This is a genomic window from Rickettsia lanei (genome assembly GCF_056242675.1).
On the sequence record NZ_CP172233.1, the window covers coordinates 821,685 to 846,106 of the forward strand.

Here is a 24,422-nt window from a genome sequence, read left to right on the forward strand (position 1 = left end):
CTAAGGTATTTGTTTTATTACATCTAACGTCTTATAAGAAATTTCATATGGATTAGTTAACATTTCTAGAATGTATTGTATATATTCTACCGGCACATATTGTATTAAGTCATTAGCTTTATCACATTTGCCTTGTATTCTATAATTAGACCATAAATGATAGGCTGCTGTTGGATGTGTAGGTAGAAGCACAAAAGCATGTTCATAACATTTAGTGGACATATCATAGCTCCCGGTTTCTTCATAAACACGCCCTGTTCTATAATACCACTGGGCTAAAACCTGATTTTCAGTGTGAGTATTTAATGAAAAAATAGATTCTTCAAGTAAAGCTTTTACCCTTTCAAAATTTTTATTTTCCATTAATAAATCAGAGCATTGACCTGACAAATCTAAGCTGGATTTTATATACGGTACTAGTGCTTGAGTAATTTTAAGCTTAGATTCCGGTGCAATAAGCTTTAGTACGGGGAGTAGATATTCTGCACATTTGCTATATTGTTCAACTTCTTTTGCAAAGTAATTAAAATATAGATTTATTGCTGCAATGATACATTTAAATATCTCTTTAGCAGCTTCATTGTGTCTATTTAATATACTACATTGAAAGGCAAGACTCATTATTTGAATTTTGGTTAGCATATCAGGTGGTATAGAAATGATTTTATCCGGCATCCATTTTATGAGTTCACCATCTAATTGATATTCAAAAAAGCCTGGTCTCTGTATTATTTCATAATTTTTCAACAATTCATGATTTGTGTAACTTTCATATGGATAATTAGGCATTAATTTATGTATTAGTGAATGCTTAATTTCGGTAACTTTCTTGCTACTTACTGTAGATTTTCACTATTTAAATGTCCAAATATATAATGCATTACTTCTATAGCGGCACCAACAGTTGGTATAGATGAAAAGTTTTTATCCATTTCTACTACATCAAGACCGGAAAAGTTTTTTCTAAAATTTCTTATGTTACTTTCTGATAATATATTGAGGGTGTTATAAACTAATATCAAGCTTAAAAGTAATTGAAGGCTCTGCATTGTTCATTAATATAATTTAGTATTAGTTGGGCTTAAGAACTGCTACAATGTGATAGGAAAGGTTTAAAATTTTACATAGAATTATTATTAAAACTTACAGTGTATGAACTTTTTATTACTGGATTCCTGCTTCTAGCTAGGAATGACATCGAGAGGCTCCATTAACTCACAAAGCAATTCTTTCTAAGTAATGTCTATTCAAACCCAAATCCAGTAAAATATTTATAAATATCCGGTATCATGACCTATAATTTTAACTTTATCATAATAATAAGGTGATTCAGATTCACTATATATAGTTGTGCCGTCATCCATATAGTAAATAGAATAAGATGGAAGGCCATAAGGTCTAAAAAACGTGTCTTTACTTATAACTTTAGGAGCTTTATCGGATTTTTGTATATTTTCTGATTTCAGCATATTCATTTTATTAATAAATGATTGTTTTATTAATATATAATTTTTATATATTATTACAAGAATAATTATAATAGCTATCTACAGAACCTAGAAATTCAGATTTATCAATTGCAGTATTATATTCATAAGGATATTCTAAATATTTTTGCAATTTTAAAGTATTTTTTTGAAACAATGGGTAATTATTTGATTGTTCGTGCTTTGATAAATTGCAATCTTTTCTCAAGAATTTCTTATCTTGAACATTATTAAAAGCTTTGATTTTTGAATATCTGTCTTGTTGTTGTTCTTGTAAAAAATAATCTTCATAGTCCTTATAATTCTTTGGAAGATTTAATATAAATCTAGCATATTGTTCTAACTGAAAGTTAGTTAACCAAGTAAATATAGAATATAAATTTGCTCTATAGTCCGAAGAAAAAATAACAGCAACTTCTGATCGCTTGATCTCTTCTCTTTGCTCTCTCAATAACGTTATTAGATAATATAAATAACTCTTTATTAAAATGTTTTTTATTTTCTTGAGTTTGAATGATTATATCAAACAGCTCAGTTTCTAATTCATCTGAGGTAAATAATTGTTTGTATTTTGTATTTATTAAGCCATGGACCAAAAGCTATAGATTCAAGTTTTTTTAAATATTGAATTAATTTTATGTGCAACTTTAGATTAAATGTAAGAGCGGCGTTTTATATCAAAAATTGACATGAGTCAAGAGATATTAAATTAATGGTTTAAAAATATGTGTCACCTCGTGATTTATTCACAGAATCCAGTTAAAAATACTAATAATATTAGTATTTTTAGTTGTTTTCTGGATACTGTGGTCAAGCCACGGTATGACACTGAAGTGTTTTGCACAAGCCATACTAAATTGATTACTAAAATTTTTCACATAACCTAATGACAAAAATAAAATATGAATATATTATTTAATTTTAGAATAATTTAAATAATATATATTCAATGAGTGCAGATACTAATATTAGCGACGGTTTAGAAGTCATTACGCAAGATCATTTATCGATTTTTTCTTTAATAAGCTCCTCCGACATTATCGGTAAGTCAGTTATGCTGATGTTGCTTATTGCCTCTATTTGGTCATGGGCTATTATTTTGGATAAAATATTTAAGCTAGTGCAAGTGCAGAAAAGCATGCGGGCATTTGAAAATGTGTTTTGGTCCGGTGGAGTATTAGAGCAATTATATGAAAGCATAAAGAGGTCGGTTAATAATCCGCTAGCTTTAATTTTTGTCTCAGCTATGGATGAGTGTAAAAGCTTAAGCACTAAAGGGCTTTCTGAAAGCTTAAAAAACAACCATAAAGAGCGTATAACAGGTGCAATGTACTTAGCTCAAAATAGGGAAGTCGAAAAGCTCGAGAAAAATTTAAGCTTCTTGGCAACTGTTGGATCAAGTGCTCCTTTCGTAGGTTTATTCGGTACCGTTTGGGGGATTATGCATAGCTTCCAATCGATTGCTACTTCAAAAAATACTTCTCTTGCTGTAGTAGCTCCCGGAATTGCTGAGGCGTTACTTGCAACTGCGATAGGCTTATTTGCAGCTATTCCGGCAGTAATTTTTTATAATTATCTGATTTCCCGTATTACTCTTATCAATAATAAGATTGAAGATTTTATTAGTGAGTTAAAGTCTATACTGTCTAAGGCAATTGATCAGGAGAAAATGTAATGGCTATAAAGCTTGCCGGAAGTAATAGAAAAAGTAAAAGAGCGGTAGTTAGCGAAATTAACGTTACGCCGCTTGTTGACGTGATGCTTGTGCTATTAATTATTTTTATGATTACTTCTCCAATGCTTGTGTCAGGAGTAAACGTGGATTTGCCTGAGACAAATTCAAGCCCGATTTCAGGTCAGGATGAGCCTTTGGTTGTTACTATCAATAATAAAGGCAAAATTTTCTTACTTGAAAGTCCAATAGAAAGAATGCATTTAACCGACAAGCTTGCAAATATCACTAAAGAAAAAAAGGATGCTAGAATTTTTGTAAGAGGTGATAGAAATGTTTCTTATGGGCAGGTAGTAGAAATAGTTACCGAAATTCATGCTGCCGGCTTTTCGCGTGTAGCTCTTATTTCAAATATTAAAAATAATGAAAGATAATCAAAATAAGGATAATTTTACGGTTTTCCTTAGCTTCTCTATTGTTCTGCACTTACTTCTTTTATATTTTTTTCTATTCGGTATGCCGTCACTTTTTGAAAAATTACCGGAAGAGCAAACTATAACTTTTGAAATGTTACCTGTTAGCGATAAATCAAATATTATCACTCAGACAAAGCAAAAAGAAGCCCCTATAGAAAACGAAGACGCTAAAAAATCTGAGCAAAGTAAGCCAAAAGAAGAACCGCAAGATTTGTCTAAAGAAGAAAAAGCAAAAGAGCCTGAGGCTAAAACAATGGAAGCAAAGCCTAAAATAGAAGAGAAAAAACCTATAGAAGAACCAAAGTCTGAAGAAGCAAAAGAAGCGTTACCTGAGAAGAAAGAAGAAGTAAAGGAAGAAACACCTAAAGAAGAAGAAAAAAAACAAGCAGAAGAAAAGAAGAAGCCCGAAGAAAAGAAAGAGGAAACGAAACCGGCTGAGAAACCTAAAGATGTGAAGAAAAAAGATCCTAAAACCGATGAGCTTGATTCTTTGCTGAAGAATTTAGAGCAATCTTCAGAAGGGGATAATGTAAAATCCAATAAGCATCAAAGGTCAAAAAAAGCTGATAATGCACAAGAAGCTAAGGGGGTTTATACGGATGGGCTGCCTCTTTCCGATAGTGACACATCTTTGATAAAAAGACAGATTGAAAGACATTGGAGTAATGTACCGGCAGGAGTTAGAGGTAATAATAAGGTAAAAGTCATTATTAGTATTACGCTAGATAAAGCAGGTAATGTTGAGCAGGCAAAGGTTAACAAAAAAATCTGTCCTAATATTCCGGCTAGTGTGTGTGAAGCTTTGGCAGATAATGCAATTAGAGCGGTATGGCAAGCAAGCCCTATCGAAAACCTTGACTCTGCACGCTTTAACCATTGGAAAGAGATTAATTTTAGCTTTGATCCAAGTAAATTGTAGGTTGTAGGCATTGCCTGCGTGGATACCACCCCGTCATTACGAGCAGTCGTAGACTGCATGGCAATCTCATGAAATAATAACAAATTCCTGAGATTGCTTCATCAATTATTTCATAATTTCCTCGCAATGACTATTTTCGAGCCACGTAGGCAAGCCTTTCGCAGGAATGACATTAAGAACCATGCAATAATTAAAAAATGTTTATTCATCATGTTCGTGGTGATCACCGATTAATTCAAGCCCCATATCTTGTGGCTCATTATTGAAACAACAGTAGCAGCAATAACCAAACAAGAATAATAAGGTTGCTTCCATTAAAAATAGGGTCAAAGCAGCATTACTAGAGCTTGCTAACTCATATTCTGAAGATAATAAATCTGTAGGGATGTCTTTGTTCATAAAACTTAGTTATTATGTTTACTATTTGTAAATTAAGTAAATAATAATACATGGCATAAATTTAGACCGAAATGAACTATCACAGAGCATAATATTTTGCCTGTTTTATAATATGCATAACCATAGACAAAACCGCATATAGTGCTTAACGCTATATATTCTGCCTTGAAAATATGTAATCCCAAATATTAAAGATGCTATAATAACAGCTAAAATCTGCTGTTTTGGTCAAAGATTTTGTAATGTTCTTTTAAAAAAAACTTGAAAGAATACTTCCTAAGCCATACAGACGCAAAAGAAATATTGTTGTAATGAGCAAAATTTAGGTGATAGTTAAGAATGACATATAAACCTTTGTAAAAACCTATTTTTAATATATAGTTATTTTTTAGCATTAAAAATAGAAAATTTATTAAATATAGAGATTTTTAATAAATAATAATTGGATTTTAAAAAGAAAATATAAAAGATAATCATCAAAAAAAACAATAAAACAATAAAATAATATATATATAATGGGACGATTGTATGAAAGATATAGAATATTGGGAAAAAAATTTTGAAAGCTGTAAATATTCAGATCAATTAATCGAAAGGCTTTTATTTTTAAATACCCAAGTCAAACAACCTATCGATATTAGAGAAGTTCAAAAAGGTATTTATTATGCTCGTAAATATCATGGTGAGCAAAAGCGTCAATCAGGTGACCCTTATTATTCTCATCCAATCGCAGTAACGAGTATGGTAGCAGAATTTGTAGCAAAAGAAGTGCCTAAACTCTTTACTTTTAGAATGCTACAAGCTGCATTACTGCATGACACTATTGAAGATACTGAACTTACTGAAGAAATAATTAGCAATATTTTTGATGAAGAAGTAGCAAGGCATGTAGCAGGTCTAACTAGAATTAAACCTTGGGGCAAAATAAGTAGCGAGAAAAGTCTTATTTTATTAATTAAACAACAAAGATACGATACTGCTCTTATAAAACTTTTTGATAGAATACATAATTTACAAACTTTGGAAGCAAAATCGCCTGAAAAAGCTCATAAAATAATTAAAGAGACATTAAAAAGCTTTTTAGTGTTAAGTGAAATACTTGAAATACCTTCAGTTTCAGAGCTTATATATGCTGAATGTTATAAAAATAATTTAAAATTTAATATAAATTCTACTTTTAATAAAATTATAAATTTCGATTCGTTTCCATTTTCTCAAAATAAGTTACTCCCATAAAAAAAGTGATACCTACCGGAATGAAAATTAAAAATAATCCCCAATATCCTAGAGAATTGGTAATATAAACTAAACCAAATGACGTTATAATATAAGTAAATAATTTTGCTATTGCACTTAGCATACTAGTATATGTAAATCTCTTAAAAACCGGAAAATATTTATAAAATATAGGAGCTGCTGGTACGTGATCAAATACGAATAATGCAGCTAAACATTGAAAAATAAAAATATATAAAGGAGTAGGGTTATAATTTAACATTATAGGAAAAAAAATGAGAGAGGTAAAAAATAGATATAATTTTACCTTTAGGATTTTTAAAGGATGGATTTTATAGCTAATAAATGCAAGACCGATAATACCGAGTAAATCTATTATAGATACCCAAAAATTTTGATTTATAATTTGATTTGGAGTAAATCCACATTCTCTTTTTAATATATCACCGCAATATATATATACGAAATAAAAACACGGTGGCCTAGCACACTGGATAAAGAAATACCAAATAGAAGTGGTGTTTGGAACTTTTTGATCTAGAATATCCTTGTCAATTTCTTCAAGCATAATATTATTTTCTTGAAGTCTGAGTTTTAATTTGTTTCTTTTATTTGAAAATGCCTCTGCTTCTTTTAAACTAGTCCTTGCAATAGTACCTACAAAAGCGATAGTTGCACCAACGAAAAAGGCTATACGCCAACTTGACTCATGGTGATAAATATTTTGATTAGTAAAAATTGATGCAATACCTAGTGCTACCGTAGTGCCTACGGCAGAAAATACGGTTATAATTGTTACTAATGGATATTGTATAGGAGGAGATGAATTTTCGGTTAAGTACAGCTCTGCACCTCGTGCTTCTGCAGTTGCTGACATACCTTGAATTATACGACATATAGTAAGAACCCAAGAGGCTGTGATACCTATCTGTGCATATGTTGGCATGCTGCCTATAATCACACAAGTAATAGCCATTAATAGGGTAGTTAAAACAACTACAATCTTACGTCCAAAATGATCGCCTATATACCCAAATATTAATGCTCCTATAGGTCTTAGCAAATAGGTAGAACAGAAAGAAAAGGCAGTAAGCAACGAAAAAGTGAAAGGATCATATTCCGGAAAAAATAAATTATTTAAAAGCACCGCCATATGCACATAAAGCATAAGGTCAAAATACTCTAGAAATGTACCTATAGAAAGTAATCCGACTGCTTGTTTTTGTTCTGTATTTAAACTTCGTTGTTCTTTTTCGTAGCCTAACATAACCTTTGTATATTAATTAGATTACAAAATAAGCTATACTGCTTTTGATTCAAAGTCAATAAAGGATTAAGAATTTTAATAAATATTGTAAATATTTAGGTTTCGTAAAGTTATCTAACTTAAAATTTGCAAATTATCTATTTTTCTCTGAAAGCTTTAAATGCAGTATCAGTAACGGGATCAAGTAAATATCGAAGTAGTGTTCTAGTACCTGTTACGATTTGTACCTCAGCTTGCATACCGGGGTGTAATTCAAGATTTTTAACTTTAGCAACTTTGTTAAATTCATCCATATCGATTTCAACTCTTGCAACATAATAATTATCTTGCTGTTGTCCCGGATGCTGTCTTTCATCTTGTACGATATCGGGAGATATGCTTACTACTTTACCGGTAAATGTTGGAGTTGTTCTTGATTTAAATGCACTGAAACGTATTTTTGCAACTAATCCCTCATGTACTGAGTCAATGTTTTTTTGAGATACCTTTGCTTCTATTATTAATGGGTCATTAGTGGGCGAAATTTCCATAATAGGTTGTCCGTGACTTATAACACCGCCTATTGTATGATATTTTAAATTATTAACGATACCGTCAACAGGTGATCTGATTATCACACGATTAAGCGAATCCGTCAGGGCATTATATTTTTCTTTAAGAGATGCGGTTTGTACTTGAGCTTCACGAAGCTCTGTTAAAGTCCGTTCAGTGTATTTATTTTGTTGATTTATAATTTTAATTTGCGTTTCGGTAATAGCATGGCGTATTCCTGCTATTTCGGCTTCAGTTGTTGCAACATCGCTTTTTGAAGCGGCAACTTTTGCCTCTTGGTCTAATAAGGCTGCTTTTTGTACAAAGCCTTTTTCTTTTAAGGTTCTTAAAGCTTTTAAACGGTCTTGATAAACTTCAGCAGTTTTGGAGGCGGCAACTTTTTTTGCTTCTAAACCTTCAATTTTTTTTTCAAGTTGAGCAATATTTTGATGTAATGCATCTTTCTCTGAGTTATATACTTCTTTTCTAGATCTAAATAAATTTTCCTGCGTATGAATTATTTTAGCTACTTCCGGTAAATTGATATCCTGCATTAGAAAATCAGAGAATTCGATTTGTTCTAAATTATCACGTTCGGCAATTAAACGATTTTCAGTTGCTAAAAAATTACGGTATTGACCAAGAATATTTTCATGTTCGCTTTTTATTCTAGTTTCTTCAAGCTCTATTAATTTATCGCCTTCTTTGACTTTATCACCTTGCTTCACATAAATAGCATTGATTATTCCGCCTTCATGATGTTGAATCGTTTTTTTATTTGTGCTTGGCATTACGATACCGACAGCTACAGCACCACTATCAAGCGGAGCAAGAGCCGACCATAATCCACCTATTAATACTAAAAAGATCATAACATAAATACCGAAAAGTATAGGTGATCTTGCAGCTTGGGCTACGTTATTACGATCTTTATCGGTTTTTTTGGTAATAAAATTAACAAACCTATCAAGTTTTACTAATAAGAATTCTATAGCATGAGAGGTTTTCTTTAATGTAGTATTTATTAAAGCTTTACGTTTAGAACTTTGACCTTTAAGATTTAACGCATCTTCTCTTAAGGACAATAATTGTTTTAATTGTTCCGGAGTAATTTGAGGTTTATTGTGTTTTAAGTCCTGCATAATATTTAATCATTATTATATTTAGTCAGTATTGTTTGTATTTTGCGTCATTGCGAGGACATGATGTAGTAATTGACGAAGCAATCTCGATAGAATGCATGAGATTGCCACGCGCACAAAGTTTCCGCACAATGATGATTTGGAAGCCATGCAACAATGCTAATCAAGTCACGATATGACACTTTAGTTATTGATATGAATTGTATCGCTTTTTAAAGTTTTAAAGTGTTTTTGAATCTCTTCTGCCGTTCCGTAAACTGCAACGGCTCCATCCTGTAATATTAGAATTTTATCAACAACGGATAATACGGATGGTCTATGTGAAATTACAAGAACTGCTATTCCTTTAAGTTTTGCTTGTTTTAAGGCACTTGCAAGGGCAACTTCACCTGCCTCATCTAAATTAGCATTAGGCTCATCTAAAATGATGAGTTTTGGATTACCGTAAAAAGCTCTAGCAAGCCCGATACGCTGTCTTTGACCACCTGATAGATTAGAGCCTGCAGGACCGATATCAGAATCATAACCGTCAGGGAATCTTAATATCATTTCATGAGCTCCGGCTATTTTAGCTGCTTCAATAACTTTTTGCGGATCGGCATCTTCTTCCATTCTAGCTATATTTTGTTTAATACTACCGCTAAAAAGTTCTATTCCTTGAGGAAGATAGCCGACATGTCTACCGAAATCTTCTCTATTCCAACGATAAATTTCAGCACTATCTAAACGTACGGAACCTGATGATTCTTTCCATACCCCGACTATGATTTTAGCTAAAGTTGATTTTCCTGTAGCTGAAGGACCGATAATTGCTAAAACTTCGCCCGGTTGTACTGCAAAACTAACGCCTTTTAAGATATATTTCGGTACGGGAGGTTGCGGTAAATATTGCGGTATAGGGTGAGCATAATAAATATTTTCAACAGTAAGATGACCATCAACGTTCGGAATTGGCATCGTTTCGTCTCTAGAAGAATAAGTGTTAAATAAATTATTAATGTTTTTGTATGATTTAATAGCACCGCTCATACTTTTCCATAAATCAATAGCATTATCGAAAGGAGCAAGAGCTCTACCGACTATGATAGAACTCATAATCATATTACCGGGAGTCATATCTGCACTGTGAGATTTTACAACAATGTAAGCACCGACTCCGGTAACAGCCATTTGCATTATATTACGGATAAACCTTGAAAAGTTAGAAATAACACCGTTACGATAGCTAGCAACCGATTGCTTATCAAGTGCTAATATGTTAAATTTATGCCAATTTTTTGTAACATTCTTCATCATTCCCATTGCTTCAATTGCTTCTGCATTTCTGTTTGCAATATCGGCTTGTGTCATACCTTTTATCGAAAATTCGGTAGCTTCACCAAGTGTTTTATTAGTAGCTGCAGCGTTAAAGAAAGCGGTTGAAACTATTATAATTGCACCAAAAACGGTAATAAGACCGATATATGGATGAATTGAAAAAATAACCGCAATATAGATAAGGCTCCAAGGGGCATCGAATAAAGTATTAATTCCGGTACTTGTTAGGAATGTTTTGACGGTTTGAAAATCACGTAATAATTGGCTAGAACCCATATTTGCTCGTGTTGCAGCTGCAGAAATTGAAGAAGCAAAAATTACGGGAGCTACTGTTCTATCAAGCCATTCTCCTACCTTTATAAGTGTAAAAGAACGAGCAATTTGTAATAATCCGTAAACAAAATAAATATATGCGATTATTATTGATAAAAATAATAATGTTTGTAGATTACCGCTTCCAAGGACTCTATCAAGAACTTGTAGTGAGTAAAGAGGAGTAATTAACATTAGTAAGTTGATTACAAAAGCAAACCAAAAGACTATCCAAAAAGCTGTTCTACATTCGCCTAATGCTATTACTAGTGGGTTTTTTTTATTTAGATTATTATTTTTATTATTCATATTTTATATTATAAATAATTATTAATTAATTCTTCAGCAATTTGAACACTATTTAAAGCTGCTCCTTTACGTAAGTTATCACATGTGATCCATAGATTTATCGTATTATCTCTACTTACGTCATTTCTAATTCGGGAGACATATACGGCATCTTCGCCTACCACTTCAACGGGTGAGATATACGCAAGGTAATTATTATTAGAAATTGTAACAATTCCATCGGCATCTTGTAATATTTCTTCGACTTCTTTGGCATCAATTTTGTCGTTAAATTCTATGTTAACCGATATAGAATGACCGATAAATACTGGTACTCTAACAGCAGTAACGCTAGCTGTAAAGTGATTACCTATAATTTTGTTTAGTTCAGAAGCAATTTTTGCTTCTTCACTTGTATAGCCATCTTTATTTAAATCACCTATATGAGGAAAAAGATTAAATGCAATCTGTTTTGGAAATTTCTTAGGATCATGTGCTCCAAAAACATATTTAGATTTTGTTTGGTCGTAGAGTTCGTCCATTCCTGCTTTACCTGCTCCTGATACTGATTGATAAGTAGATATCACTACTCTTTTAATCTTTATTTCATTATCTAGCGGTTTTAATACTACTGCAAGCGGAATGACGATACAGTTAGGGTTAGCTATGATATTTTTAGTATTAAACTCTTTAAGTGTTGATAAATTAACCTCAGGTACAATTAACGGCACTTGATTATCAACTCTAAAAAGTGAGGATTTGTCGATAACTACACAATTACTAGCAGTAGCTTTTGGTATAAGTTCTTTTGACACTTCTGAACCTACACAAAAAAAAGCAATATCGATATCGTCAAAATGTAAACTTTTTAAACTATTAATTTGTAGTATTTTTTCTCCAAAGCTTACTTCTCGCCCTAGAGAGCTATCTGAAGCTATAGCATAAACTTTATTAATGGGGAAATTACGCTCAGCTAGAATATTTAGAGTTTCACGCCCTACATTTCCTGTAGCTCCGATTACTGCAATATTGTATTTTTTAGTCATTATTTATTAATCCGATGAGTTTTTCACCTCCGATAATATGGAAATGGAAATGAAAAATAGTTTGTCCCGATTTCTCGCCTTTATTAGTTATTAAACGATAACCGTCTTTATCTAAACCCGCTTCATTTGCTATATCAGAAAGTTTAGCAAAAAAATGTTTTATTTCGTCTATAGAAGCTTTAGAGATGAAATCGGCATAATCTATATATTCGTTTTTAGGTATAACGATAATATGTACAGGTGCTACGGGTGCTATATCTTTGAATGCTAAAATTTGTTCGTCTTCATAAATTATTTCTGCCGGAAGATTTTTACCTATGATTTTTGCAAAAACATTTTCTTTGTTATACATCATTTGATTCCTGTTAAAAGCTTTATTGTATGGCTTAATTTTCCGTCATTGCGAGTAAAAAATGTAAGTTTTGACGAAGCAATCCAGTAAGAAATGCTAATTTTAGCATTGCTTTAATTTTTTTCTGGATTGCCTTGCAGTGTGCAGTCTACGACTGCTTGCAATGACGATTTAATATTTATGAAACCACGTTGTTGTTAAACAAGCACACTACGTTTTAGAAATTTTAATTCAGCTTCAATTCTAGAGTTGGCAATTATTATATCTTCTAGTCGGTAATTATTTCTTTTTAAATAATTTTCTCTAATATCTGAAGCACAAAAGCCGAAGCCTAATATTAAGACTATCTTAAATATAAACTTTAACTCTTCGATATTAATCGCCGTAACGATTATATTCGCTATTACGGCAATAGCAACAATTAACCACATTTTATGGTATAATGCCCAAAATATACTTAAAAGAGCCGCTATCCATGAAAAGCCTTCTGCAATAACAATAAAATTATTATTTTTTTGTGTGGAGTTAATGTATATTGCGTATATATTCATTATTTAAGTTTAAGCCTTGAAAATTCAAGGGACAATAATTAATTAAATTGGATTAGTCAAGTATACTCGTTTAATTTGGAAAATTGGCTACGTCGTTTTGGTAAGTCCTCGTATGCTCACGTATTAATATACGCTCCGCTCCTCGGCTTACAGACTCCTTGCTCTTGTCCAAATTAAACTTCGTCTATTCGTCTACTTAACAGTAATTCTAATAGTACTTAATTAACAACTTAATATCAATAAATTTTATATTATGTCAGATAATTTATCCTTACACGGTACAACAATACTTTGTTTAAAAAAGAACGAAGAAATAATTATAGCAGCAGATGGACAAGTCTCGCATGGTAATACCGTACTAAAATCTACAGCACGAAAACTTCGGACTATAGCAAATAATAAAATTATTGCCGGTTTTGCGGGTTCTACGGCTGACGGTCTTGCGTTATTTGAAAAGCTTGCAGTAAAGATAGAGCAACATAAGCATAATTTACTTAGAAGTGCAGTTGAGCTTGCAAAAGATTGGCGTAGCGATAAATATTTGAGACGTTTGGAAGCAATGATGATTGTTGCTGATCGTAGTCATATATTAATTTTAACCGGTAACGGTGATGTCGTAGAGCCTGAAAATAATGTTGCAGCAATAGGTTCAGGCGGTTTATTTGCGCTATCTGCCGCTCGCGCTCTAATGTCTTACGAGAATAATTTAACTGCTGAAGAAATTGCTTTAAAATCTATGAATATAGCTGCAGATTTGTGTGTATTTTCTAATCATAATATTATAATGGAAAAAGTTGTATGAAAGCTACTAAAACTACTTATAAAAAAGACCCTATGGGGCTTACCCCTTCTCAAATAGTGAATGAACTGAATAGATTTATCGTAGGTCAAGAAAAGGCCAAAAAAGCTGTTGCTATTGCACTTAGAAATCGTTGTCGTCGTAAAAGAGTAGAAGGTAATTTACGTAATGAAATAGTACCGAAAAATATTTTAATGATTGGTTCAACCGGTGTCGGGAAAACAGAAATAGCAAGACGCCTTGCAACGCTGACTAATTCTCCTTTCTATAAAATTGAAGCAACTAAATTTACCGAAGTCGGATATGTAGGGCGTGATGTAGAATCAATAATTCGTGATTTAGTCGAAATAGCCGTTAATACTGAAAAAACTTTAGCAAAAACGAAAGTAGATATTCATGCCCGTGAAAAAGCGATCGAGAGAATATTAGATAGTTTAGTAGGTAAAACTTCTAGTAGTGAGACTAGAGAAAAGTTCAAAGAAAAAATTTTAAACGGCGAACTTGATGATACGGAAATTGAAATTAGCGTAGCTGATACTACACCTGTCGGCGGTGGCAGTTTTGAAATACCGGGTATGCCGGGAGCATCTATGGGCGTTCTGAATCTTGGCGATATGATTGGACGAGCCCTTGGCAGTAGTAAGACTAAAACAAAAAAAATGCTAGTTAAAGATGCTATGGCTATGATTATACCTGAAGAATCAGAAAAATTAATAGACCAAGAAAAAATTATTCAGCAAGCTATAAATTTAGCTGAAAATGACGGTATAGTTTTTATTGACGAAATTGATAAAATAGCTTCAACTGGTAGTTCCAGAGCAAAAAATGCCGAAATAAGTAGAGAGGGAGTGCAAAGAGATTTGCTACCTTTGATAGAGGGCACGACGGTTAATACTAAATATGGACCGGTTAAAACCGATCATATATTATTTATTGCTTCCGGTGCTTTTCATATTGCTAAACCTTCTGATTTATTACCGGAGTTACAAGGAAGGTTACCGATTAGAGTAGAATTAAATTCGCTTACCAAAGATGATATGATTAAAATATTGCTTGAGCCTGAAACTAGTTTAATAAAACAATATTCGGCGTTAATAGGTACTGAAGACGTACGTCTTGAATTTGCTGCTTCTGCTATTGAGAAGATAGCGGATTATGCGATCACCGTTAATTTAGAAGTCGAGGATATAGGGGCTAGAAGGCTGCATACTATACTTGAGAATTTGCTTGAGGATATAAGCTTTGAAGCTAGCGAAATGAAAGGCAAAAAAATAACTATCGATGATAAATTCGTAGAAAATCAATTATCAAAAATAATAACTAATCTTGACTTAGCTAAGTTTGTTCTGTAGTACGTTTTTCAATCAATGGTTAAGATAAGGTTGTTATTTTTCATCATTACGAGGCAATTACGTCAGTAATTGACGAAGCAATCTCAGGAGTTTGTTATTATTTCATGAGATTGCCACGCAGCCTATGTCTGCTCGCAATGACGATTTAGTAGTATCATGCAATAACATCTACAACCTAGCAAAATAGTATTTTAAGAAAAATTTCATGATAAGGCATATAGCAAGTCTAACGTGTTAAAGTAGTGTTATCTTCTATAGGGCTTGCACTACATACTAAAAAGATTTTAATAAATTTAGTTCTGGCAGATTTAGTAAAAGAAGGAAGCCACTTCGATCTTGTGATTACTTGTGCGATACTTACCGCAATGAATATGTTATCTGAACTTGAAATTGCAGAATATTTGATAATAGGAGAGCTATCATTAGACGGTTCAAGCTTACCGGTAAGTGGAGCTTGACCTGCAGCGATTGGGGGCTTCTTTTAGAGGTAAAGGTCTTATTTGTTCAAGTAAAAACAGCTCGGAAGTTGCTTGGTCGGGTAAAATGATAATATACTTGTTGTAGGTAATTTAATTGAACTAGTAAATCATTTTAAAGGTTCACAAGTTTCAACTCCTCCGGAAGCTAAGCTACAAGATGAGCCGATAAATTATCCTGATTTTAAAGATATAAAAGGTCACAAAATTGCTAAACAAGCTTTAGAAATTGCAGCATCAGGTGGCATAACCTTTTAATGTTTGGTCCTCCCGGAACCGGTAAATCAAGACTTGCTGCCTGTCTTCCCAGTATACTACCTAAAATGTCTACAAAAGAAATTTTAGAATGTAGTAAGATTACAAGTATTGCAGGAAAATTTTTAGACGGTAAACTTACCAAAGTAAGGCCGTGTAGAACTCCACATTATTCATACTCATTGGCCGCTATGGTCGGTGGCGGTGTCGGAAAAAAAGTAAAGCCTGGGGGCAATTACGCTAGCTCATAACGGAGTATTATTTTGAGATGAACTACCTGAATTTCCACAGCATGTTATTGATGCATGAAGACAGCCTATTGAAAACGGTGAAATACTAATCTCACGATCAAATGCTCATATAAAATATCTGGCAAATTTCCAGTTAATAGCAGCTATGAATCCTTGTAAATGCGGTTATTGAGGCGATTCTTATAAAGAATGTATGAAAGTTCCAAAATGTGCTAGCGACTATCAAATGAAAGTATCGGGACCTATTATGGATAGATTTAATTTGCATATAGCAGTAACTAGTATTAATGTTTATAATTATGACTTGATTGTAGATAACTCTGAGGAAGAATCTGAATATATAGCTGCAAGAGTTGAGAAAGTACGTTTAATTCAAGAAAAGAGATATGAGGGCTATTAATATTAAAACAAATAACAGATTAGATGGGCAGGTGTTAATAGATTATGCTATGCCTGCGGATGAAAGTAAAGATTTACTGAATGAAGCGGCAAATAAATTTTGTTTATCAATGCGTGCTTATAACCGAATACTTAGAGTAGCATGCACGATTGCTGATCTTAAGAATGTTGAGAAGGTCTTGAAAGTGCATATTGCAGAAGCTTTGAGTTACCGTAAAATGGAATTTAATAATATGTATACGAAGATCAACTTCAAAAATGCTACGTCGTCCTACAAGAGCTTCGGTACTCACGTATTAAGTATACGATGCGTTCCTCGCCTTGTGGACTCCTTGCTCTTTTTGAAGTTGATCTTCGTATACTGTCTTCATTTTTTGCAATATATTTAAGATGATTTAAGGATAAAAGATATGAGTACTATAATAAGTTTTGATTACGCTATAAAATATTTATTAAAAGATACAGGGGATTATGAAATAGTCGAGGGATTTATTTCGGCTATTCTTAAAGATGCTGGTTATAGTGCTGTTAAAATGAAATCCCCTTACTAGAAAGTGGCAGTAATAAAGAAAAATTGTATTTTCCTTTTGATAATATGAAAGCACCTTTATATCACGGTAAGACTATTTTTAGAGAAGTTGATAAAAAACACCCTATGAAATTTTCTTTGGGAGATATGAGAGGTAAAATATTTGATTTATATAATGTATTTCCAGAATATGTTGTAATATCAGTACCATTATTTAATGCTGTTATAAGAGATGAATTGGATGAATGGCTATATGTAGTAAAAAATTCTGAAGTTAAGAAAGATTTTAAATCACCATATATGAAGACAGTAGCAAAACGTCTTGATATACTGAAGATGACTCCTAAAGAGCAAATAATTTATCATGCCTATATGAATAGAAGCTATAAAGAGCGTGATTATATAGTTTCTGCTGAAGAAAAAGGTAGAGAACAAGGTATGGCAAAAGGAATAGAGGAGGGGAGGAAAAAAGTAAACAAGAAGGTGAAGTTACAAAAAGGATAAAAATAGCAACAAAGATGTTAATGAAAAAAAACTCGATAGAAAAAATACATGAGATTACTGAAGTATCTATAAAAGAAATAGAGCGATTACAAACAGAAATTGAGAACCTTAAAAATAACTATCTTTAATGACAAAAATTTACTTTATAGCTGGTGAGGTTTCAGGAGACTTTGTAGGTGGTCGTATAATGCAGCATTTAAAAAACAATACAGGAGTACAACTCAATTCACCTGTATTAAGTTTTGTGAATGACGCTGTACAGTTTGTTGGTGTTGGCGGCAAATATATGGAGGAAGCCGGTAGCTTTAAAAGCTTATTTCCTATTACTTCCATAAATTTAATGGGTTTTGTAGAAATTTTGCCTCATATTTTTAAGCTTAAAAAATTAATTGATAAAACTGTGGAGGATATAATAAATAGTAAAGCTGATTTATTAATTACCATAGATTCACCAGGGTTTACTTATCGTGTGGCAAAGCGAGTAAGGAAACTTTTACCAAAGCTGAAAATGATTCATATCGTTGCACCGTCAGTTTGGGCATATAAAGAGGGTAGGGCAGTAAAATACGCTAAAATTTATGATTGTTTATTTACTTTACTACCGTTTGAACCTCCATATTTTACTAAAGTCGGTCTTGATTGTAGATATATAGGTCATCCGATTATGGAGCAAGAGTTTTATAGTGATAAAATAGCTTTACGTGAAGAGTTTAAAATAGATGAGAATGAGAGAGTTTTGTGTGTTACTCTTGGTAGTAGAAAGGGTGAGATTCTAAGGCATTTATCGGTTTTTGTTTCTTCTATTGAAGAAATATTCGAGAGTTGTAATAATCTTAAAGTTATATTTACTCTTGCAAATCCTGCTCATGAGGCAATAATAAAACCGTTTCTAGAAGATGTTAAGTTTAATTATTTATTTTCAAGTGAGAGACTTAAAACTTATGCTGTTGCGGATGTAGCTTTAGCAAAATCCGGTACTAATACTTTAGAGATAGCAGCTTCCGGTACTCCTATGATTGTGGCTTATAAAGTTAATCTTATAAGCTTTTTTATTATCAGGCTATTGATAAAAATAAAATATGTTACGTTGATAAATATTATAGCCGATAAAGAAATAATTCCGGAATTTATCCAATTTAATTGCCGAGCTAATCTTATTAGTAATAAGCTTCAAGAGTTATTATTTAATTCTAAGAAAGTTTATGAGCAGGTCATAGAAAGCCAAAAAATTTTGCAGCAATTAGGATTTAAATCAAACCGATTACAGCTAAATTCAGAAAGTTTTAGACACGATAAATTTAAAGGCAAGCTAGCTAGGTGTACAAAAGTACTTGGACACAGGCTTAGCTTGGAACATTCGCTTGTATCAAGTGATCGAGATGACGCTGTACCTTCTTATATAGCTGCAGAAATTATTAAACAGGAGTTCTTAGAACCTAAAATAAAGTTGTTAAAAGAGAAAGATTAGTACTTGAAACCGATGGTCCACAACATTTTCTGAATTATAATAAACATTAATATTAATATAATAACAAAATATATTTCCATGTTTTTTCTTATAGTATGAATTTGTTTCATTAAAATTTTTAAATCATTGGCAATTTTTTTGTATTCCTCATTGTTATCAGAACGCATTGTTGTCAAGAAACCGGATAAGTTTCCTAACTTATTTTGTAAAGCTTTTAACCTTTCAGTCTGTTCTTCGTGTTTTAGATCGGTATTGTGATCTTGTATCATAATATATAATGCCCATTATAAGATCAGTATTAACGCCGGTATAGTAATATGCACTATGAATAAAGATGTATATTTTTTGTTTGTAATAAAAATTCTAACTTTTCATTTTACAGGAGTATACTATTGTTATAGTAAATTGGTTTGCGTTATTAATTTGTTGCTCATTAGTTATCTCATTTTAATTACCAAATATTAAAACTATTGATTGATTTAGCACAAACTATATAATTTAAATTCAGCAAAAAGTTAATTTTACTATATGTTATTTCAAATGTCAAGAAAAAAAACCACATTTCATGGTAATTATTTTTGTCAATCTTTCTAAGCCTTATAAAAATAATAGTTATTATGTTAAACAACCTATTAAAAACTAAACTTTTTTTAGTGATAGTACCTCTAACTATATTTATTACTTTGCTAAATTTTAGTATATTTTATATTTTTGTGCCGGGTGATCTTACTCAAAATAAAACGATAATTATTGAACCTAAATTATCCGTAAATCAAATAGTTACAAAACTTTATTCTAATGCAGTAATCAAATATCCAAGAATTTTTAAGGTAATTGCTAAAATTTATTCTATAAAAAGACCTCTTAAAAGTGGTGAATATGTGTTTACTCGTAATATATCGCCTCTGCAAACTTTAAGAATATTAGCAAGCGGTAAATCTATAATACACAAGATAATTGTCCCGGAAGGTACGGTAGTTAGTGAGGTTATAAAGAAAATTAATGAAGAAAGTCGATTACTTGGAGAAATAAAAGGGATAATACCTGAAGGTTTTTTAATGCCTTCCACGTATTTTTTTTCTTACGGTGATCAAAAAGAGCAGATAATTGATCACATGAGAAATTTAATGTCTGCTAATTTAGATAAAGTAATGCAAAATCTTGCACCGGATTCTCCATTAAAAACTAGACTTGAGGTATTAACGCTAGCTTCGATAATTGAAAAAGAAGCCGGTTCAAATGCAGAAAAACCTATTATAGCAGCAGTATTCATTAATCGTTTAAAGAAAAATATGAAGCTACAAGCCGATTCGACTACTATATATGCTTTGACTGAAGGAAAATTTAAATTAGCAAGAGCTTTAACAAAAAAAGATTTATTGCAAGAACTACCCTATAATACTTATTATATAAAAGGTTTACCACCCGGTCCGATTTCTTGTCCGTCGTTAAAATCTTTAGAAGCAGTGGTAAAATCTGCTAAAACGGATGCATTATTTTTTGTAGTTGACGGTAAAGGCGGGCATAATTTTTCTAACAATCTTAATGATCATAATAGATTTGTTGAAACTTATCGAAAAAGTTTGATTAAAGTACCTGAGCCGGCAATTGATCCTGAAAAACCATCTACTCGATGAACTTCAAAATTGGCTACGTCGTCTTATAAGAGCTGTGGTGCTCATGTATTAAGTATACGCTCCGCTCCTTGCCTTATAGACTCCTTACTCTTTTTGAAGTTGATTTGCGTATATTTTTATCTACTTAAGGGATGTTATCATGAATAATAGTGAATTTAGTAAAATAGCCGAGACAACAATTGCATATATAGCAGAAAAGATAGAAGAGCAGGATAAAGAAGCAAGTATAGATGTAGATTTACAAGGCGATATATTAAACCTTGATACTGATAAAGGGGTATATGTAATAAATAAACAAAGTGCTGCCAAAGAAATTTGGTTGTCGTCGCCGGTTAGCGGTCCTTATCATTTTTTTTATGAACAAGGCAAATGGACAAATAGAGCAGGGCTTGAATTAATGGCTATTTTAACTGAAGAACTTAATATTAAATTTGATACTCGCCCCACTTGAAAAATTAGCAACAATGTCTTTGTAAGACCTCAGATGCTGAACGTTTAATATACGCTCCGCTCCTCAGCTGACAGATCGATTACTCTTTTCCAAGTTAAACTTCGTATCACTACTCTTCATTTGACTTCGGAGTATATATGAAAGATTTTGAAACTGCCGATAGTGCCGAAAAAGTTTATGATTTAATAATAAAAAATGCTCCTACTCGTGCATCTATATTCATTGATGTTGACGATATGCTTATAACTCCTAAATCAAAAACTTTTAAGCAGCCGCCTTATAATCAAATAATTGATAGAATTAAGGAAATGACAATTATGAGGAAATTATCAGTAATTGGCGTTTGCAGCGAAAAGTAATATTAATTGATGAAGAGTGGGTAGAAGTTATAAACAAGCTCAAGGAAAAGTTTTCGGTTTATGGTCTTATACAAATGAATACGGGAGCATTTGGCAATATTCCTTCTATGCACGATTGGTGATATAAAGAACTAAAAGAGCTGGGTATCGAATTTTCAGATAATAAAAAATTAGCAATGTATAATTCAGGACAAAAGGATGATGCTATTTTTTATAAAGGTATATTTATAACCGGTAATTACTCAAAAAGTGGTACTTTATCAAAAGTTTCTGAAGAGCTAAATGCTAGTTTATTGTATTTGTTGATGATCGTGCGAAGCATATTGAAGATGTAGGAGATTATTGTAAAAAGAATAAAATAGGTTTTTTAGACATTTTATTTGACGGGCTTAAAAATTTAACAGGCGAACCTGATCCTACACTTGCCGAATTTTAAGAATCATATTCAATAGAAAACGCTAAATGGCTTGAAGACATAGAAGCTTATGGGCTAATGGTCAGGAAGTAATAATTAAATAGAATACATGCATACATAGATATCGTCATTGCGAGCAGCCATATAGGCGGTGTGGCAATCCATAAAAAATAATAAAAATTCTGTAAATCAGAATTCTAATTTCAAATCTAGTATCGGTAAATACTTATAGGCAGATACATTACAAAATAACACCTTTGTCTAATACGTCTGTTTCAGCTATCAAAGTTGAGACGGAAATAATCGGCAATATGAGTGGTGAGGTTGTTTTAGATGTACCCTATGCATGGGCAAATGCCTACATATTACAAGCAAATCAAAAATGTGAAGCTAGAATATCCTATTGGAAAATTACAGTTTAGAAATCAAGACGCGAATAAAGCTATTTTAAATACGGGAAAAATCCATATTATTTGTTTAAGCTACGCAATATATCAAAAAACCGGTAATCCTTGTGATATCCACGAAGCAATAATTAGACAAAATTTAATTTATTCACCGGGTTATGGGCTTTTTGCTACTCCCGGTGATCTAAATGGAAATGATATAGTAGCGTTTAACATTGAATGGAATAATATTCCTGATAGTTGGGAAACAATATCAGATTATGGTCTTGGTAAAAGCGTGAAATTTAAAGCTATGCCGATTGAATTATATAGTGCAGTTTATGCAGCGCGTGATTTACGTGTTTACAAAATTGTCGATCAAAAAAATCCTGTATATCTTTCGTTACATGGTCAATTTGATTTTAAAGATTAAGAAATAGCTGCTTATATAAATAAAATTATCAAGGGACAAAGAACATTTTTCCATGATAATGATTTTTCCTTATTATCTACTAAGCTTAAGCGAGGGGAATCAACCTAGACATATAGCCAGAACGGGCTTAACTCATAGTTTTACTGCATTTATTCCTCACGGTTTGGACAAACAGGATTATATAACGTGACTTGCTCATGAACATCTACATAATTGGACAGGGAAGAAAATACGTAATAACTTAGAACGATTAAATTATTGGTGGAGTGAGGGATTTACCGATTATTATAGTAGGGTTTTAGCCTTACGTTCTAGTGTTATAATAACTCTTGAGGAATTTGTAGAAGAATTTAATAAATTCTTTGAGAATTATTATTTATCACCTGTTATAAATGAACCTAATAATGTAATTGAAACAGATTATTGGCAAGATTATGCAGTACAAAGATTGCCATACTATAGTGGATTTGTTTTGGCACTTTATTTGGACAATTTCATTAAAGAGAATAATAAGAGTAAATCGCTGGATAATGTTATGCTTGATTTATTTAAAACCTCAAAAGAACAAGAATTTTCAAGCGATTATTTTAAAACAATAGTTAAAAATTATGTTCTAAAGGGCATAGATAAAGAGATAAACGAATATATAGAACAAGGTAAAACTTATAGATTTAGCTAATGTTGCTAAAGTGCTGCCGATCGAGAAAATAACAATGTGGGCATATGATCGTGGTTTTGATAGAGATGCTTTAATAAATAATTATACAATAAAAGATATTGACGAAAATAGTAACGCTTATAAATCTGGACTTAGAAACAGGGACATAGTTATAAAATATGATGTTCCTAAATGGGGTGCTCCTGATCAGATAGTTACAAGCAACACAATTAAAGGCGAGTTTCAATTTAGACCTGAAAGTGCTAATAAAAAAGATATATACGGGTTCAAGCCTACTTTGTCTAAAGAAGATAAGCTAAAAATCAAAAAGTTTTTTAACAGCTAAACCTTCTTTTTATCTTAAAGTATTATTAATAATATCCATTGACACAACAACATTTAAGTTATAATTGCGTCACGATTTAATTTTAAGGGGGAAAATCATGACAAAAAACTATACGGGGCCACAAATAAATAGCGGAAACGTCAATTACAATAATAATGATTGTAAAAACTTCACAAAAAACATCTAGTTACTTTGACAGTGCTACAATTCATTTTCAAAATGCTACCAAAGCTGTGACAGATTGCACAATGTATGTGCTACCTTAGCAACGGAACATGCTATTAATGTGATAGAAAACGGTGCAAAAACTGTATGTTCCGTTCAGGGTTGTGTTTCTGATGTGAACAACTCTAATTATTCTGTTGTATCTACATTTGCTCAAGCAACTGTAGCAAGCCTTGCAACTTTTGCTTATTACAATCCTCCGGTTCTTATCGGTGCTTTTACATTAGGGGCAATTTTAATTTCGCCGTCCGATTAAAAAATACAGTAAAAGCAGGACTAACTGCAGGATATGTAGCTTATGAAACTGTGGGAAGGTTTAGTAGCAGGAACAGCAGGTATAGTTTCTCTTATTGCCGATAATATTTACGGTGATACCGCAGCTTGCCGGTGCTATTAATACTCACATGATAGAGTATTATAGTTAAAATATTGTCATACTCAATTGTCATTGCGAGGAGTTGCATGGTGTCTATGTCATTCCCGC

The 24,422-nt window shown here is 32.2% G+C and carries 34 protein-coding genes and 3 pseudogenes; 23 read left to right on the top strand and 14 right to left on the bottom strand.

The window, feature by feature from the left end:
* The 4 genes from ACHBLB_RS04650 to ACHBLB_RS04665 form a co-directional block, all read right to left on the bottom strand.
* The gene (locus ACHBLB_RS04650) at positions 1–789 is read right to left on the bottom strand and encodes a tetratricopeptide repeat protein (RefSeq protein WP_475840915.1); all 789 of its coding nucleotides are present in this window, start codon (positions 787–789) and stop codon (positions 1–3) included.
* Positions 790–836: 47 nt separating this feature from the next.
* Positions 837–1,049 carry a hypothetical protein gene (locus ACHBLB_RS04655; protein ID WP_475840917.1) on the bottom strand — a complete coding sequence of 71 codons (213 nt, stop codon included), beginning with the start codon at positions 1,047–1,049 and terminating at the stop codon, positions 837–839.
* Between the two features lie 222 nt (positions 1,050–1,271).
* Positions 1,272–1,475: a hypothetical protein gene (locus ACHBLB_RS04660; RefSeq protein WP_475840919.1), complete on the bottom strand. Its 204-nt coding sequence runs from the start codon at positions 1,473–1,475 to the stop codon at positions 1,272–1,274.
* 37 nt (positions 1,476–1,512) lie between these two features.
* Positions 1,513–1,938, bottom strand: a complete 426-nt coding sequence (locus ACHBLB_RS04665) for a hypothetical protein (protein ID WP_475840921.1) — start codon at positions 1,936–1,938, stop codon at positions 1,513–1,515.
* A gap of 498 nt (positions 1,939–2,436) precedes the next feature.
* Between ACHBLB_RS04665 and tolQ the strand changes: the two genes are divergently transcribed.
* From tolQ to ACHBLB_RS04680, 3 genes are read left to right on the top strand one after another with little or no spacing between them, the layout of a single operon-like run.
* A complete protein-coding gene (tolQ, locus tag ACHBLB_RS04670; protein WP_475840923.1) occupies positions 2,437–3,162 on the top strand; it encodes a protein TolQ in 726 nt (241 codons plus the stop codon).
* The gene (gene tolR / locus ACHBLB_RS04675; RefSeq protein WP_475840925.1) at positions 3,162–3,593 is read left to right on the top strand and encodes a protein TolR; all 432 of its coding nucleotides are present in this window, start codon (positions 3,162–3,164) and stop codon (positions 3,591–3,593) included. The genes tolQ and tolR overlap by 1 nt, the downstream gene beginning before the upstream one ends.
* Entirely contained in the window at positions 3,583–4,554 is a 972-nt protein-coding gene (locus ACHBLB_RS04680) for an energy transducer TonB (protein ID WP_475840926.1), read from the top strand. The genes tolR and ACHBLB_RS04680 overlap by 11 nt, the downstream gene beginning before the upstream one ends.
* 201 nt (positions 4,555–4,755) lie before the next feature.
* Here ACHBLB_RS04680 and ACHBLB_RS04685 read toward each other — a convergent pair whose 3' ends face one another.
* Complete coding sequence (locus ACHBLB_RS04685; RefSeq protein ID WP_475840928.1) at positions 4,756–4,953, bottom strand: hypothetical protein; 198 nt, start codon at positions 4,951–4,953, stop codon at positions 4,756–4,758.
* A gap of 32 nt (positions 4,954–4,985) precedes the next feature.
* A complete protein-coding gene (locus tag ACHBLB_RS04690; RefSeq protein ID WP_475840930.1) occupies positions 4,986–5,138 on the bottom strand; it encodes a CPBP family glutamic-type intramembrane protease in 153 nt (50 codons plus the stop codon).
* A gap of 343 nt (positions 5,139–5,481) precedes the next feature.
* Between ACHBLB_RS04690 and ACHBLB_RS04695 the strand changes: the two genes are divergently transcribed.
* Positions 5,482–6,189 (top strand): HD domain-containing protein, encoded by a 708-nt coding sequence (locus ACHBLB_RS04695; protein ID WP_475840932.1) that lies wholly within the window; start codon positions 5,482–5,484, stop codon positions 6,187–6,189.
* On the opposite strand, the gene ACHBLB_RS04700 is transcribed toward ACHBLB_RS04695, so the two are convergent.
* The 7 genes from ACHBLB_RS04700 to ACHBLB_RS04730 all read right to left on the bottom strand — a co-directional run bounded on the left by ACHBLB_RS04700 (position 6,140) and on the right by ACHBLB_RS04730 (position 13,167).
* The gene (locus ACHBLB_RS04700) at positions 6,140–7,456 is read right to left on the bottom strand and encodes an MFS transporter (RefSeq protein ID WP_012262315.1); all 1,317 of its coding nucleotides are present in this window, start codon (positions 7,454–7,456) and stop codon (positions 6,140–6,142) included. The genes ACHBLB_RS04695 and ACHBLB_RS04700 overlap by 50 nt on opposite strands.
* 137 nt (positions 7,457–7,593) lie before the next feature.
* On the bottom strand, positions 7,594–9,129 hold the full coding sequence (locus ACHBLB_RS04705) for an HlyD family type I secretion periplasmic adaptor subunit (RefSeq protein WP_014364584.1): 1,536 nt from the start codon (positions 9,127–9,129) through the stop codon (positions 7,594–7,596).
* 183 nt (positions 9,130–9,312) lie between these two features.
* A complete protein-coding gene (locus ACHBLB_RS04710; RefSeq protein WP_475840934.1) occupies positions 9,313–11,067 on the bottom strand; it encodes a type I secretion system permease/ATPase in 1,755 nt (584 codons plus the stop codon).
* Between the two features lie 8 nt (positions 11,068–11,075).
* The gene (gene asd, locus ACHBLB_RS04715) at positions 11,076–12,092 is read right to left on the bottom strand and encodes an aspartate-semialdehyde dehydrogenase (protein ID WP_475840936.1); all 1,017 of its coding nucleotides are present in this window, start codon (positions 12,090–12,092) and stop codon (positions 11,076–11,078) included.
* Positions 12,085–12,444, bottom strand: a complete 360-nt coding sequence (locus ACHBLB_RS04720) for an HIT domain-containing protein (RefSeq protein WP_012150637.1) — start codon at positions 12,442–12,444, stop codon at positions 12,085–12,087. The genes asd and ACHBLB_RS04720 overlap by 8 nt, the downstream gene beginning before the upstream one ends.
* A 197-nt stretch (positions 12,445–12,641) precedes the next feature.
* Positions 12,642–12,995 (bottom strand): DUF2628 domain-containing protein, encoded by a 354-nt coding sequence (locus ACHBLB_RS04725; protein ID WP_475840938.1) that lies wholly within the window; start codon positions 12,993–12,995, stop codon positions 12,642–12,644.
* Between the two features lie 70 nt (positions 12,996–13,065).
* Positions 13,066–13,167, bottom strand: a complete 102-nt coding sequence (locus ACHBLB_RS04730) for a palindromic element RPE5 domain-containing protein (protein ID WP_475840940.1) — start codon at positions 13,165–13,167, stop codon at positions 13,066–13,068.
* 81 nt (positions 13,168–13,248) lie between these two features.
* Here ACHBLB_RS04730 and hslV point away from each other — a divergent pair, with 81 nt between their 5' ends.
* From hslV to lpxB, 9 genes and pseudogenes are all read left to right on the top strand, one after another.
* Positions 13,249–13,797: an ATP-dependent protease subunit HslV gene (hslV, locus tag ACHBLB_RS04735; RefSeq protein WP_004996101.1), complete on the top strand. Its 549-nt coding sequence runs from the start codon at positions 13,249–13,251 to the stop codon at positions 13,795–13,797.
* Positions 13,794–15,146, top strand: a complete 1,353-nt coding sequence (gene hslU, locus ACHBLB_RS04740; RefSeq protein ID WP_475840942.1) for an ATP-dependent protease ATPase subunit HslU — start codon at positions 13,794–13,796, stop codon at positions 15,144–15,146. The genes hslV and hslU overlap by 4 nt, the downstream gene beginning before the upstream one ends.
* A gap of 242 nt (positions 15,147–15,388) precedes the next feature.
* Positions 15,389–15,604, top strand: coding sequence for a magnesium chelatase domain-containing protein (locus ACHBLB_RS04745; RefSeq protein ID WP_475840945.1), 216 nt, complete (start codon positions 15,389–15,391; stop codon positions 15,602–15,604).
* Between the two features lie 275 nt (positions 15,605–15,879).
* Positions 15,880–16,128 (top strand): ATP-binding protein, encoded by a 249-nt coding sequence (locus tag ACHBLB_RS04750; protein ID WP_475840947.1) that lies wholly within the window; start codon positions 15,880–15,882, stop codon positions 16,126–16,128.
* A 118-nt stretch (positions 16,129–16,246) separates the two neighbouring features.
* Positions 16,247–16,528, top strand: a pseudogene (locus tag ACHBLB_RS04755) (ATP-binding protein).
* On the top strand, positions 16,515–16,916 hold the full coding sequence (locus ACHBLB_RS04760; RefSeq protein ID WP_475840950.1) for a magnesium chelatase subunit ChlI family protein: 402 nt from the start codon (positions 16,515–16,517) through the stop codon (positions 16,914–16,916). The pseudogene ACHBLB_RS04755 and the gene ACHBLB_RS04760 overlap by 14 nt, the downstream one beginning before the upstream one ends.
* Positions 16,917–16,937: 21 nt before the next feature.
* Positions 16,938–17,078 (top strand): hypothetical protein, encoded by a 141-nt coding sequence (locus ACHBLB_RS04765; protein ID WP_475840953.1) that lies wholly within the window; start codon positions 16,938–16,940, stop codon positions 17,076–17,078.
* A gap of 23 nt (positions 17,079–17,101) precedes the next feature.
* Positions 17,102–17,688: pseudogene (locus tag ACHBLB_RS04770) on the top strand (RpnC/YadD family protein).
* Positions 17,688–19,028, top strand: a complete 1,341-nt coding sequence (gene lpxB / locus ACHBLB_RS04775) for a lipid-A-disaccharide synthase (RefSeq protein ID WP_475840955.1) — start codon at positions 17,688–17,690, stop codon at positions 19,026–19,028. Before ACHBLB_RS04770 ends, lpxB begins: the two are co-directional and overlap by 1 nt.
* On the opposite strand, the gene ACHBLB_RS04780 is transcribed toward lpxB, so the two are convergent.
* Complete coding sequence (locus tag ACHBLB_RS04780; protein WP_014363058.1) at positions 19,025–19,297, bottom strand: hypothetical protein; 273 nt, start codon at positions 19,295–19,297, stop codon at positions 19,025–19,027. The two genes, lpxB and ACHBLB_RS04780, sit on opposite strands and share 4 nt — an antisense overlap.
* A gap of 348 nt (positions 19,298–19,645) precedes the next feature.
* On the opposite strand from ACHBLB_RS04780, the gene mltG reads away from it, so the two are divergent.
* The 10 genes and pseudogenes from mltG (at position 19,646) to ACHBLB_RS04830 (ending at position 24,194) form a co-directional block, all read left to right on the top strand.
* Positions 19,646–20,665, top strand: coding sequence for an endolytic transglycosylase MltG (gene mltG, locus ACHBLB_RS04785; RefSeq protein WP_475840958.1), 1,020 nt, complete (start codon positions 19,646–19,648; stop codon positions 20,663–20,665).
* A gap of 139 nt (positions 20,666–20,804) precedes the next feature.
* Positions 20,805–21,116, top strand: a complete 312-nt coding sequence (gene cyaY / locus ACHBLB_RS04790) for an iron donor protein CyaY (protein ID WP_012150646.1) — start codon at positions 20,805–20,807, stop codon at positions 21,114–21,116.
* A gap of 137 nt (positions 21,117–21,253) precedes the next feature.
* Positions 21,254–21,475, top strand: a complete 222-nt coding sequence (locus ACHBLB_RS04795) for a hypothetical protein (protein ID WP_475840960.1) — start codon at positions 21,254–21,256, stop codon at positions 21,473–21,475.
* Between the two features lie 176 nt (positions 21,476–21,651).
* Complete coding sequence (locus ACHBLB_RS04800; RefSeq protein WP_475840963.1) at positions 21,652–21,810, top strand: hypothetical protein; 159 nt, start codon at positions 21,652–21,654, stop codon at positions 21,808–21,810.
* The gene (locus tag ACHBLB_RS04805) at positions 21,798–21,911 is read left to right on the top strand and encodes a hypothetical protein (protein WP_230453593.1); all 114 of its coding nucleotides are present in this window, start codon (positions 21,798–21,800) and stop codon (positions 21,909–21,911) included. Before ACHBLB_RS04800 ends, ACHBLB_RS04805 begins: the two co-directional genes overlap by 13 nt.
* A gap of 321 nt (positions 21,912–22,232) precedes the next feature.
* Positions 22,233–22,709 (top strand): hypothetical protein, encoded by a 477-nt coding sequence (locus ACHBLB_RS04810; protein ID WP_475842750.1) that lies wholly within the window; start codon positions 22,233–22,235, stop codon positions 22,707–22,709.
* A 229-nt stretch (positions 22,710–22,938) separates the two neighbouring features.
* Positions 22,939–23,025: pseudogene (locus tag ACHBLB_RS04815) on the top strand (M61 family metallopeptidase); the annotation flags it as partial.
* A 156-nt stretch (positions 23,026–23,181) separates the two neighbouring features.
* Positions 23,182–23,388 carry a hypothetical protein gene (locus ACHBLB_RS04820; RefSeq protein ID WP_475840965.1) on the top strand — a complete coding sequence of 69 codons (207 nt, stop codon included), beginning with the start codon at positions 23,182–23,184 and terminating at the stop codon, positions 23,386–23,388.
* 34 nt (positions 23,389–23,422) lie between these two features.
* The gene (locus ACHBLB_RS04825) at positions 23,423–23,713 is read left to right on the top strand and encodes a hypothetical protein (RefSeq protein ID WP_475840968.1); all 291 of its coding nucleotides are present in this window, start codon (positions 23,423–23,425) and stop codon (positions 23,711–23,713) included.
* Between the two features lie 286 nt (positions 23,714–23,999).
* Positions 24,000–24,194: a hypothetical protein gene (locus tag ACHBLB_RS04830; RefSeq protein WP_041472379.1), complete on the top strand. Its 195-nt coding sequence runs from the start codon at positions 24,000–24,002 to the stop codon at positions 24,192–24,194.
* The last annotated feature ends 228 nt before the right edge of the window (positions 24,195–24,422 follow it).

Coding starts and splice junctions, on each gene's coding strand:
- ACHBLB_RS04650 (WP_475840915.1), bottom strand. CDS start 789: ATGCCTAATTATCCATATGAAAGTTACACAAATCATGAATTGTTGAAA.
- ACHBLB_RS04655 (WP_475840917.1), bottom strand. CDS start 1,049: ATGCAGAGCCTTCAATTACTTTTAAGCTTGATATTAGTTTATAACACC.
- ACHBLB_RS04660 (WP_475840919.1), bottom strand. CDS start 1,475: ATGAATATGCTGAAATCAGAAAATATACAAAAATCCGATAAAGCTCCT.
- tolQ (WP_475840923.1), top strand. CDS start 2,437: ATGAGTGCAGATACTAATATTAGCGACGGTTTAGAAGTCATTACGCAA.
- tolR (WP_475840925.1), top strand. CDS start 3,162: ATGGCTATAAAGCTTGCCGGAAGTAATAGAAAAAGTAAAAGAGCGGTA.
- ACHBLB_RS04680 (WP_475840926.1), top strand. CDS start 3,583: ATGAAAGATAATCAAAATAAGGATAATTTTACGGTTTTCCTTAGCTTC.
- ACHBLB_RS04685 (WP_475840928.1), bottom strand. CDS start 4,953: ATGAACAAAGACATCCCTACAGATTTATTATCTTCAGAATATGAGTTA.
- ACHBLB_RS04695 (WP_475840932.1), top strand. CDS start 5,482: ATGAAAGATATAGAATATTGGGAAAAAAATTTTGAAAGCTGTAAATAT.
- ACHBLB_RS04700 (WP_012262315.1), bottom strand. CDS start 7,456: ATGTTAGGCTACGAAAAAGAACAACGAAGTTTAAATACAGAACAAAAA.
- ACHBLB_RS04705 (WP_014364584.1), bottom strand. CDS start 9,129: ATGCAGGACTTAAAACACAATAAACCTCAAATTACTCCGGAACAATTA.
- ACHBLB_RS04710 (WP_475840934.1), bottom strand. CDS start 11,067: ATGAATAATAAAAATAATAATCTAAATAAAAAAAACCCACTAGTAATA.
- asd (WP_475840936.1), bottom strand. CDS start 12,092: ATGACTAAAAAATACAATATTGCAGTAATCGGAGCTACAGGAAATGTA.
- ACHBLB_RS04720 (WP_012150637.1), bottom strand. CDS start 12,444: ATGTATAACAAAGAAAATGTTTTTGCAAAAATCATAGGTAAAAATCTT.
- ACHBLB_RS04725 (WP_475840938.1), bottom strand. CDS start 12,995: ATGAATATATACGCAATATACATTAACTCCACACAAAAAAATAATAAT.
- hslV (WP_004996101.1), top strand. CDS start 13,249: ATGTCAGATAATTTATCCTTACACGGTACAACAATACTTTGTTTAAAA.
- hslU (WP_475840942.1), top strand. CDS start 13,794: ATGAAAGCTACTAAAACTACTTATAAAAAAGACCCTATGGGGCTTACC.
- ACHBLB_RS04750 (WP_475840947.1), top strand. CDS start 15,880: ATGTTTGGTCCTCCCGGAACCGGTAAATCAAGACTTGCTGCCTGTCTT.
- ACHBLB_RS04760 (WP_475840950.1), top strand. CDS start 16,515: ATGAGGGCTATTAATATTAAAACAAATAACAGATTAGATGGGCAGGTG.
- ACHBLB_RS04765 (WP_475840953.1), top strand. CDS start 16,938: ATGAGTACTATAATAAGTTTTGATTACGCTATAAAATATTTATTAAAA.
- lpxB (WP_475840955.1), top strand. CDS start 17,688: ATGACAAAAATTTACTTTATAGCTGGTGAGGTTTCAGGAGACTTTGTA.
- ACHBLB_RS04780 (WP_014363058.1), bottom strand. CDS start 19,297: ATGATACAAGATCACAATACCGATCTAAAACACGAAGAACAGACTGAA.
- mltG (WP_475840958.1), top strand. CDS start 19,646: ATGTTAAACAACCTATTAAAAACTAAACTTTTTTTAGTGATAGTACCT.
- cyaY (WP_012150646.1), top strand. CDS start 20,805: ATGAATAATAGTGAATTTAGTAAAATAGCCGAGACAACAATTGCATAT.
- ACHBLB_RS04795 (WP_475840960.1), top strand. CDS start 21,254: ATGAAAGATTTTGAAACTGCCGATAGTGCCGAAAAAGTTTATGATTTA.
- ACHBLB_RS04800 (WP_475840963.1), top strand. CDS start 21,652: ATGTATAATTCAGGACAAAAGGATGATGCTATTTTTTATAAAGGTATA.
- ACHBLB_RS04810 (WP_475842750.1), top strand. CDS start 22,233: ATGCATGGGCAAATGCCTACATATTACAAGCAAATCAAAAATGTGAAG.
- ACHBLB_RS04825 (WP_475840968.1), top strand. CDS start 23,423: ATGTGGGCATATGATCGTGGTTTTGATAGAGATGCTTTAATAAATAAT.